This window comes from Saccharomonospora saliphila YIM 90502, assembly GCF_000383795.1.
Taxonomy (GTDB): Bacteria; Actinomycetota; Actinomycetes; order Mycobacteriales; family Pseudonocardiaceae; genus Saccharomonospora; species Saccharomonospora saliphila.
Genome location: NZ_KB912705.1, coordinates 111,426 through 121,315, shown reverse-complemented (window position 1 = coordinate 121,315; position 9,890 = coordinate 111,426). Strand labels below are relative to the sequence as shown.

At 72.0% G+C, this 9,890-nt stretch carries 7 protein-coding genes; all 7 read right to left on the bottom strand.

Annotated elements, in window-relative coordinates; all coding sequences use genetic code 11:
- Nucleotides 1-119: 119 nt before the first annotated feature.
- Nucleotides 120-2,918, bottom strand: a complete 2,799-nt coding sequence (locus tag SACSA_RS0117230) for a family 78 glycoside hydrolase catalytic domain (protein ID WP_019818987.1) — start codon at nt 2,916-2,918, stop codon at nt 120-122.
- A 266-nt stretch (nt 2,919-3,184) separates the two neighbouring features.
- Nucleotides 3,185-3,394: a helix-turn-helix domain-containing protein gene (locus SACSA_RS0117225; RefSeq protein WP_019818986.1), complete on the bottom strand. Its 210-nt coding sequence runs from the start codon at nt 3,392-3,394 to the stop codon at nt 3,185-3,187.
- Complete coding sequence (locus SACSA_RS0117220; RefSeq protein ID WP_019818985.1) at nt 3,391-4,017, bottom strand: LutC/YkgG family protein; 627 nt, start codon at nt 4,015-4,017, stop codon at nt 3,391-3,393. The genes SACSA_RS0117225 and SACSA_RS0117220 overlap by 4 nt, the downstream gene beginning before the upstream one ends.
- A complete protein-coding gene (locus SACSA_RS0117215) occupies nt 4,010-5,437 on the bottom strand; it encodes a LutB/LldF family L-lactate oxidation iron-sulfur protein (RefSeq protein ID WP_019818984.1) in 1,428 nt (475 codons plus the stop codon). Before SACSA_RS0117215 ends, SACSA_RS0117220 begins: the two co-directional genes overlap by 8 nt.
- Nucleotides 5,419-6,135 (bottom strand): (Fe-S)-binding protein, encoded by a 717-nt coding sequence (locus tag SACSA_RS0117210; RefSeq protein WP_028661975.1) that lies wholly within the window; start codon nt 6,133-6,135, stop codon nt 5,419-5,421. Before SACSA_RS0117210 ends, SACSA_RS0117215 begins: the two co-directional genes overlap by 19 nt.
- A gap of 113 nt (nt 6,136-6,248) precedes the next feature.
- Nucleotides 6,249-7,679: a rhamnulokinase gene (locus SACSA_RS0117205; RefSeq protein ID WP_019818982.1), complete on the bottom strand. Its 1,431-nt coding sequence runs from the start codon at nt 7,677-7,679 to the stop codon at nt 6,249-6,251.
- Between the two features lie 154 nt (nt 7,680-7,833).
- A complete protein-coding gene (locus tag SACSA_RS0117200; RefSeq protein WP_019818981.1) occupies nt 7,834-9,879 on the bottom strand; it encodes a bifunctional rhamnulose-1-phosphate aldolase/short-chain dehydrogenase in 2,046 nt (681 codons plus the stop codon).
- Nucleotides 9,880-9,890 lie beyond the last annotated feature (11 nt).

Here is a 9,890-nt window from a genome sequence, read left to right as displayed (position 1 = left end):
GGCGCGGGTGCCGACCGCGACCGCCGTCGCCGCCGCACCGGTGGCCGCGAGGAACAGCCGCCGCGTCAGGCCCGCGCGGTCGTCATCCCGGTCGTGTCCCGCGGTGTTCTCGATCATCGTCACCGTTCCGCTTTCCGGGGCACCGGGACGAATCGCGCGTCACCGGAACCCACCTCGAAGATCACTCGTCCGTCCTCGGTCGCCACGTGGGTGGCCTTCGTCCGGCCCGCGGGGCGGTAGGTGAAGCCGTCCACCTCGGGCAGCGACACCGTGGCCCGCACGTTGACCGGGATCTCCACCTCGGCACGCACCCCGCGGCCGGTGCGCTCCCAGTCCAGCGAGACCGGCCCGCGTTCGGTGTGCACCGTGCCGTCGGCCTGTCGCAGGCCCGAACCCGGCACGACGACGTCGACCGTCGCCGACCCCGGCTCGCCCGGCCGGATGCCGAGCAGGGTCTCGACCACGTCGACCGCGGCCTGCGCGCCCCAGCCGTGGGACTGGCTGAAGTTCGTGCCCTCGTCGAGCGTCCACGCCTCCCAGGTGAAGGTGCCGCCCCGGGCGAGGATGTTCGCCCAGCCGTGATCGTCCGGGTTGGTCAGCAGCTCCAGCACCGCGTCCGGGCGGTCGGCTTCGGACAGCGCCCGCAACAGCCAGTGCGCCGTCATCGGTCCCTGCCGCATGCCCATGCCTGCCAGGTGCTCGGCCAGGGCGTCGTGGTCGCTCTCAGGAGCGACGCCGAAGGCGATGGCGTAGGAGGTGCTGTGCTGTCCGGTGTGCTCGCTGCGGGTCCCGTCGGCCCGCAGCCCGTCGGTGTAGACGCCGTCGTCGGCGCGCAGCCGCTCGTTCATCGTCTCGACCAGTGCGTGCTCGGCGTCGCGGTACCGCGCGACCGACTCACCGGACTCGCCGAGCACCCGCGCCATGTCGGCGGTGCGCCGCAGGACCTCGACGCCGAGCGCGTTGACCGTGGTGCGTGCGGCGGTGTCCATGTCGTAGCCGAACCGGCCGGGCGCGGGCCAGTCGACGATGCCGTACTCGTACGGGCCGCTGCCGCCGGAGAGGTTCGTGACCAGCCCTGCGGTCGGTCCGTCGGCGGGAATGTGGTCCAGCACGTACTCGGCGGTGGCCCGGATGGCGGGGTAGGCCTCGGCGAGCAGGTGCTCGTCCCCGGTGACCTCGTAGTAGCGCCACACCCAGTCGACGAACATCTCGGTGTAGTCGGGGATGTCCCGCTTGCCGTCGCCGTTCGGGTACACGGCGTTGTACCGGCCGGAGTCGGCGCCGTCGGACCAGTACCGCCGCTGCGAGGCGAGGAACTCGCGGATCGCCTGCCGAGTGGCAACCCGTTCGCCGAAGCCCTGCATGGTGGCGTACGAGATGGCGGCCGCGTCGCCGAGGAACTGGCCCTTCTCGCGGGTCGGGGTGTCGACGAACTGCTCCTGCACCGAGTACAGCGCCGAGCGCTGGAGCATGTCCCACACCTCGTTCAGCGTGTCGTTCGACGTGCTCAGTTCCGTCCGCGCGCCGTCGGGCACGTCGGTGTGCACCACCACGGCGGAGACGTCGTCGCGGGCGACCTCCTCACCGGGGTCGGGGATCTCCAGGTAGCGGAAGGCGAGGTGGGTGAAGGCCCGGTAGTGCTGCGCGCCGTCGGCCTGCACGTACGGGAAGGACATGTCGGTGCTCTGCGTGGACAGGGTCGAGGTGTCCACGCGGCCGTCGCCGGTGAGTTCGTACCCGGCGCGCATGTCGACCCGGTGCCCGGCGGTACCGGAGTCGAACCGCACGGCCGGACGTGCGGGGATGACGGCACCGAAGTCCGCGACCACGGTGCCGTCGTCGGCGGTGAGCAGCCGTTCGGGCGTCACCGTCGTCTCGGCCACCCGGGTCTGCTGCGCGATGAGGTGGGTGAACGTCTCGGTCGGGTGCGCACCGGCCGAGACGGCGGGCTGCCAGCCGGAGGCGTCGAAGCCGAAGTCCGACCAGCCGTCGAGCACCCTGCGGCCGTCCTGGTGGTCGATCCGGTCGCCCTCCCCGTTGCGGCGGTCGGCGTCGGCGACGAACCGGGTGTCCCGGGTGACCCGCCAGTGCTCGCCGGTACGGACGACCTGCCGGGTGCCGTCGGCGTACTCGACGACGAGCTTGTGCAGCAGGCCGCGTTCGGAGGCCGGGCGGCCCTGGCCACCGCCGTACCAGTGGTAGCGGATGCCGACGGTCAACTCGGAGCCCGGCTCGACGAGGCCGGTCACATCGGCGGCCTGGTAGTAGCCCTCGCCGGGGTAGCCGAACGACGCGCCCCGGTCGGCGCGCTCACCGTTGAGGAAGACCTCGTAGGTGTGGTTCGCGGCCGTGTAGGCGCGGGCGCGCACCACCGGGCTGTCGGCGATCCGCGTCGTGGTGCGGGCCAGCGTGTAGTCGTCGGCCTCGTCGGTGTCCCGACGAATCCACTCGGCGCCCTCCCAGTCGCCGTCGCCGATCGCCGTGGTGAACCGCGCGGGCTCCGACCACGGCGACACGGCCCGAGCCCGGTCCCACGTGCGCACGCGCCACTCGTAGTCCGTGCCCGGGCTCAGCTCGCGACCGGCGTAGGCCACCGACGACTGCTCACCGGAGGCGACCCGACCGGAGTCCCACACGGTGTGACCCGAGTCGACGGCGGTCACCTCGACCTCGTACGCGGTCTGGGTCTCGCCGGGATCGCGGTCGGTCGGCAACCACCCGAACAGCGGTGTGTCGCGGATCGACACCGGCATCGGCGTGCCGTCGGCCGCGAGGTCGTCGACGGTCAACCCCTGCGGCGCGCGCGGAGGCGTGTTGCGGGGCTGCCCCGACGCCGCCTGCACGGGGACCGCGAGGCCGATCCCGAGGCAGAGGGCGGAGACGAGCGCGATCCCGCGTGCGGTCTGACCTTGGCGCATCGTTGCTCCCAAGCGAGTCGACGTGGAGTGGCCCCACGGAACGTCCGTCGATAAAACGTTTCAAAGGACCCTAATCCGCCCGCCACCCCCACCCAACCCCATTACCGAAACCGGCCACCCACCCTCGCCCATGCCGTTGTTGGCGTGCCGGCAAGGCCTCCTTCACTGCGTTGAACGCAGGTAAGGGGGCCTTGCCGGCACGCCAATAGGACAACGGGAGCCGGGGAGGGGCACGGCGGGTCGGTGAGAGCGCTTACAGACAGCGCTTACAGAAGCCCCGTGCGGACGGCCCAGACCACCGCTTCGATGCGGGTCGACACGCCGATCTCGTCGCAGACGTGCCGGATGCGCCTGCGCACGGTGCGTTCCGACATGTCGAGGCGACGCGCCACGGATTCGAGCGGCAGTCCGGTCGCGAGCAGGCGCAGCAGCTCGACGTCCTGCTGCGCGAGCACCGGTCGCTGGATGTTGGTCACGAGTCGTCCACCACCAGTACCTCCAGGGTTCGTGGACCGTGGACCCCCTCCACGCGATCGAGTTCGATGTCGCTGGTCGCCGACGGGCCACTGATGAAGGTGAGCGGGCGCACCGCGTCCACCCGTGCCAGCGCCTCCGGCACACCGACCGCGACGCGCCCCGCCGGGACCACGCACAGGTGGTAGTCCGGCACCAGCGTGAGCATCCGCCGTCCCTGCCTCGCGCCCGCGTCGAGCACGATCGTGCCCGTCTCGGCGATCGCCACCGCGCATCCCGTCAGCACTCCGTCCACCCGGTCCAGTTCGGACAACGACAACGCCGCGTCGGGCGGGTCGTCGGACACCCAGTGCACACCGTCCACCCGCCACGCCGGGTCGGCGTCGGCGGGCACCGCCATCGTCGACACCCCGCGCCCGGCCAGGCACCGAGCGATCCGCTCGGCCACCTCCCCCGCGCCGATGCGGTGAACGACGGCCTTGTAATCGGCCACCCGCTGTGCGAACAGTCCGGCGGGATCGGCGGTGGTGCGGTTCCGCTCGTAGTCGCGCGGCACGGATACCGGCTCCGCGCCGCGCACGGCGGCACGGATACGGCCCAGGATCTCCTCGCGTGCGTCAGCCACGGTTGTTCCTCCACCACGCGCGGAACGACTCCTTCGGCACAGCGGGGAAGTCGCGAGTGGACGTCCACTTCGACCCGGGCCAGGGCAGGCTCGTGATCCGCCCGTCGCGGCCCGCGAGGAGCCGGGTGAGCGACCCGGCCTTCTGTGCGGCCTCGTACCGGCGGCGGTCCCGGAACACCCAGGACGCGCCCGACATCGCCACCGCTTCGGGCGTGCGCCTGCCCTTGGCGCGCACCGCCTCACCCCGCAGGTGCGTGAGCACCTCCGGAATGTTGATGCGCACCGGGCACACCTCGTAGCACGCCCCGCACAGCGACGACGCGTACGGCAGCGACGCGGCCTGCTCGTCGGTGAGGTCGCCGCCCAGCTGCGGGGCGAGAATGGCGCCGATAGGCCCGGGATACACCGACCCGTACGCCTGCCCGCCGGTGCGTTCGTACACCGGGCAGACGTTCAGGCACGCCGAGCACCGGATGCAGCGCAGCGCCTGCCTGCCCACCTCGTCGGCCAGCGTGTGGGTGCGCCCGTTGTCCAGCAGCACCAGGTGGAACTCGCTCGGCCCGTCGCCGGGGGTGACCCTCGACCACACCGAGGTGTACGGGTTCATCCGCTCCGCCGTCGACGACCGCGGCAGGAGCTGGAAGAACACCTCGAGGTCCCGCCAAGTGGGCACCAGCTTCTCGATGCCCATCACGGTGATCAGCGTCTCCGGCAGGGTCAGGCACATCCGGCCGTTGCCCTCCGACTCGACCACGGCGATCGAGCCGGTGTCGGCCACGGCGAAGTTGGCCCCCGAGACCGCGACCTTGGCCGAAAGGAACTTCCGCCGCAGGTACCGGCGGGCGGCCTCGGCCAGCTCGGACGGGTCGTCGGAGTCTGGCGGGTCGGGCATCTCCCTGCGGAAGAGCTCCCGGATCTCGGCGCGGTTGCGGTGGATGGCGGGCACGAGGATGTGCGAGGGGCGGTCGTGGCCGAGCTGCACGATCAGCTCCGCGAGGTCGGTCTCGATCGCGCGGACGCCCCCGGCTTCGAGGTGCTCGTTGAGCCCGATCTCGGCGGTGGCCATCGACTTGACCTTGACCACCTCGTCGGCCTGCTTCGCCAGTGCGAGGTCGAGCACGATCCGGTTGGCCTCCTCGGCGTCCCGCGCCCAGTGCACGACCCCTCCGCGCGCGGTGACGGCCTCCTCCAACCGCACCAGGTAGGTGTCCAGGTGGGCGAGCACATCGTCCTTGATCGCCTCACCGGCACGGCGCAGTGGCTCCCAATCGTCCAGCTCCCCCACCGCGTCCGCACGCTTGCCGCGGATGGTCGTGGTGGCCTTGCGCAGGTTGCCGCGTAGCTGGGTGTCCGCCAGCGCCGTACGCGCCGCGTCGGGGAAGGCCGGGGTGCCCAGCCACGTCACGGGGTTGCGGCCCACGGTTGCTCCTCCGTACTCGCCAGGATCTCGGCCAGGTGCACGGTGCGCACCCCGGTGCGCAGGCGCGTCAGGCCACCGGAGAGGTGCATCAGGCACGAGTTGTCGCCCGCGGTGACCACCTCGGCGCCGGTGTCCTGCACACGGCGCATCTTGTCGGCCAGCATCGCCGTGGACGTCTCGGCGTTCTTCAGCGCGAACGTGCCGCCGAACCCGCAGCACTGTTCCGCCTGCGGGAGCTCGACGAGGTCGAGCCCGCGCACGGCCCGCAGCAGCCGCAACGGCCGGTCGCCCACCCCGAGCATCCGCAGCGAATGGCACGTCGGGTGGTAGGTGACCCGGTGCGGGAAGTACGCGCCGACGTCGGTCACCCCGAGCACGTCCACCAGGAACTCGCTCAGCTCGTAGGTGCGCCGCACGGCCGGGCTCGTGCCGGTCACGGTCGGGTGAATCTCGCGGACCATGCCCGCACACGACCCGGACGGCGCCACGACGTAGTCGTAACCGGAGAAGATTTCGGAGTACCGGCGGACCAGCGGCTCGGCATCGTCCCGGTAGCCGGTGTTGTAGTGCATCTGCCCGCAACAGGTCTGGTCGAGCGGGAAGTCGACCTCGCAGCCGAGGCGTTCGAGCAGGTGCACGACGGCCTTGGCCGTGTCCGGGTAGAGCGTGTCGGTCAGGCACGTGGCGAACAGCGCCACCCGCACCCGGTCGGCCCCGCGAACGCCCCAACGATCGTCGCTCACGGGGCCTCCAGCGTCCGTGCGGGACACCCGCACCCGGTCGGCCCCGCGAACGCCCCAACGATCGTCGCTCACGGGGCCTCCTCGGCGAGTGCGAGTCCGACGCGGCGGGCCGCCTCGCGCCACCCCGCCCGGTCGTCGGTGGGCTCGTAGCGGGCGTGCGGGGCGGCGGCCGAGGCGAAGTCGGCGTCGCCGAGCACCCCGGCCGCTCTGGCCTGCACCAGGACGTTGCCGAGCGCGCTCGCCTCCACGGGCCCCGCCACGACCGGCAACCCGCACGCGTCGGCGGTGAACCGGCACAGCGGCTCGTTGAGCGACCCGCCGCCGACCACGTGCACCGTGGTCAAGGGCTCGTCCGCCAGCGACGCGGCGGTGTGCAGGGAGGCCGCGTGGGCGATGGCCAGCGACTCCAAGATCGTGCGCACCACGGCGGGCGGCGTGTCCGGCACCGGTTGCCCGGTGTCGCGGCAGTAACGTCCGATCCGCGCAGGCATGTCACCCGGCGGCAGGAACGTCGGGTCGTTCGCGTCCACTACAGCACCGAACGCCGGTTCCCGCATCGCCTCTGACAGCACTCGATTGAGCGTAATGTCGAGTCCGGCCTCCCGCCAGGCCCGCAAGGACTCGCTGAGCAGCCACAGGCCCATGGTGTTACGCAGGAAGCGGACCGTGCCGTCGAGGCCGGCCTCGTTGGTGAAGTTCGCCGCCCGCGCCCGTTCGGTGAGTACGGGTGCGGACAGGCGCAGGCCCGCGAGCGACCAGGTACCGCACGAGACGTAGCCGATGCCCGGCCTCGCCGCGGGCACCGCCGCGACCGCCGAGGCCGTGTCGTGGGAGGCCACGGCGACCACCGGAGTGCCGTTCTCGGTCGTGCCGATCGGATCGCCGGGGTACCGCAGCGCGGGCAGCAGCCCCGGGGGGAGCCCGACCCTGCCGACCAGCTCCGTCGACCACCGGCGGGTGGTGGCATCGAGCAGTGCGGTGGTGGAGGCGTTGGTGACCTCGGCACCGATCGCGCCCGTGAGCTGGTAGGCCAGCAGATCCGGAAGGAGCAACATCGTCTTGTCGACAAGTCGTTCCGGTGGCTCGGCGAGAAGCTGGTAGATCGTGTTGAACGGCAGGTACTGCAACCCGGTGATCCGGTAGAGCGTCTCGTCGTCCACGAGCTCGGCCAGCCGCTCAGCCATGCCGTCCGTGCGGGGATCACGGTGACACCGGACGTCGCCGTCGAGTTCCCCGTCCGGGCCGATCAGCCCGTAGTCCACGGCCCAGGAGTCGATCCCGATGGACACCGGCCGCTCGGGAGCCGCTTCGCACAGCCCGGTCAGGATCTCGGCGTGCATTTCACCGACGTCCCAGCGCAGGCCGCCGTCCGGGCGATCCCGGGGCCCGGTGGCGAACCGCCGCACCTGCCGCAGCGTCACCGACCCGTCCCGCACGTGTCCGAGCATGACCCGCCCGCTGGTGGCGCCGAGGTCGACCGCGACGAACGCGGGTTCCATCCTCACACCTCCCCTCGCTCACTCGCCCCCGAGCCTCCCGAGCGCTGTTGGCATGTCGGCAAGGCCTCCTTTACTGCGTCTGATGCAGTGAAGGAGGCCTTGCCGACACATGACGGGGTCGCGGGAGCGGCAGCACGCTCGACGGGGGTGGGGTTCATCGGAGGAAGGCCGCCGCGACGCCGGCGTCCACCGGGATGTGCAGGCCGGTGGTGTGCGACAAGTCGCCCCCGGTGAGCACGAACACCGCGTTCGCGACGTGGTCCGGCAGCACCTCACGCCCCAGCAGGGTCCGCTTCGCGTAGAAGGCACCCAGCTCCTCCTCCGGAACCCCGTACACGGCCGCGCGCTGCGCGCCCCAGCCCGAGGCGAAGATGCCCGAGCCACGCACCACCCCGTCCGGGTTCACGCCGTTGACGCGGATGCCGTGCTCCCCCAGCTCGGCGGCCAGCAGCCGCACCTGGTGGGCCTGGTCGGCCTTGGTCGCGCCGTAGGCGATGTTGTTCGGGCCCGCGAAGACACCGTTCTTGCTGACGATGTAGACGAGGTCGCCGCCCAGTCCCTGCTCGACCATCACCCGCGCCGCCTCGCGTGCGACGAGGAACGAGCCCCGGGCCATGACGTCGTGCTGGAGGTCCCAGTCGTCGGCCGAGGTCTCCAGCAGCGGCTTCGACACCGACAGGCCCGCGTTGTTCACCACGAGGTCGACCCCGCCGAAGGCCAGCACCGTCTCGGACACCGACCGGGCCACCGCGTCCGGGTCGGTGACGTCGACTTCCACGGCCACCGCCCGGTCGGTGCCGCCGATCTCCCCGGCGACCGCCGTGGCCGCGTCGAGGTCCCGGTCGGCCACGGCCACACACGCGCCCTCGGAGGCCAGGCGCAGCGCCGTGGCCCTGCCGATGCCCGAACCGCCCCCGGTCACGAGGGCCACGCGGGTGGCCAGCGGCTTCGGCTTCGGCATCCGCCGCAGCTTGGCCTCCTCCAGCTCCCAGTACTCGATCCGGAACTTCTCCGACTCCGGGATCGGGGAGTAGGTCGACACCGACTCGGCGCCGCGCATCACGTTGATGGCGTTGACGTAGAACTCGCCCGCCACGCGGGCGGTCTGCTTGTCCCGGCCGAAGCTGAACATGCCGACGCCGGGCACGAGCACGATCGCCGGGTCGGCGCCGCGCATCGGCGGCGAGTCGGACGTGGCGTGGCGCTGGTAGTAGGCGGCGTAGTCGGAACGGTAGGCGGCGTGCAGCTCCCTGACGCGTTCGATCACCCGCTCGACGGGTTCCGTCGCGGGAAGGTCGACCACCAGCGGCGCCACCTTGGTGCGCAGGAAGTGGTCGGGGCACGAGGTGCCCAGCGCGGCGAGGTCCGGGTGCTTGGCGCGGGAGAGGAACTCCAGCACCTCGTCGCTGTCGGTGAAGTGCCCGAGCTGCGGCGAGTCGGTCGAGGCCAGTCCCCGCAGCACGGGAAACAGCGCGGCGGCGCGCTCGCGGCGCGCCTCGGCGGGCAGCGGCTCGTAGCCGGGCAGCACCGGGCCGAACGGCTCCGGGTCACCGTGCTCGGCGAGGTAGGACTCGGCCGTGCGGATGATGTGCAGCGAGTTGCGGCGGCACTCCTCGCTGGAGGCGCCCCACGCCGTGATCCCGTGCCCGCCGAGCACACACCCGATGGCCTGCGGGTTGCGCTCCTTGATCTCGGCGATGTCGAGGCCGAGCTGGAACCCGGGTCGTCGCCACGGCACCCACACCACGGTGTCGCCGAACACCCGGCGGGTCAGTTCCTCGCCGTCGACGGCCGTGGCGAGCGCGATGCCCGAGTCCGGGTGCAGGTGGTCCACGTGCGGCGCGTCGACGAGGCCGTGCATGGCCGTGTCGATGCTCGGCGCGGCGCCGCCCTTGCCGTGCAGGCAGTAGTCGAACGCGGCGACCATCTCGTCCTCACGCGCCTCGCCGGGGTAGACGTCGACGAGCGCGCGCATCCGGTCGAGCCGCAGCACGGCCAGCCCCGCCTCGGTCAGCGTGGCGAGGTCGCCGCCGGACCCCTTGACCCACATCAGCTCGACGTCGGTGCCGGTGGCCGGGTCGGTGTCGACGCCCTTGGCCGAGGCGTTGCCGCCCGCGTAGTTGGTGTTGCGCCGGTCGGAGCCGAGCTGGTGGGACCGTGCGAGCAGCTCGGCGACGGCCTGGTGGGTTTCGGCAGACACACCTGTTCCTT

Bases quoted from the DNA above. Each gene is read 5' to 3' on its own strand.
- SACSA_RS0117230 (WP_019818987.1), bottom strand. From the start codon at position 2,918: ATGCGCCAAGGTCAGACCGCACGCGGGATCGCGCTCGTCTCCGCCCTC.
- SACSA_RS0117205 (WP_019818982.1), bottom strand. From the start codon at position 7,679: ATGGAACCCGCGTTCGTCGCGGTCGACCTCGGCGCCACCAGCGGGCGG.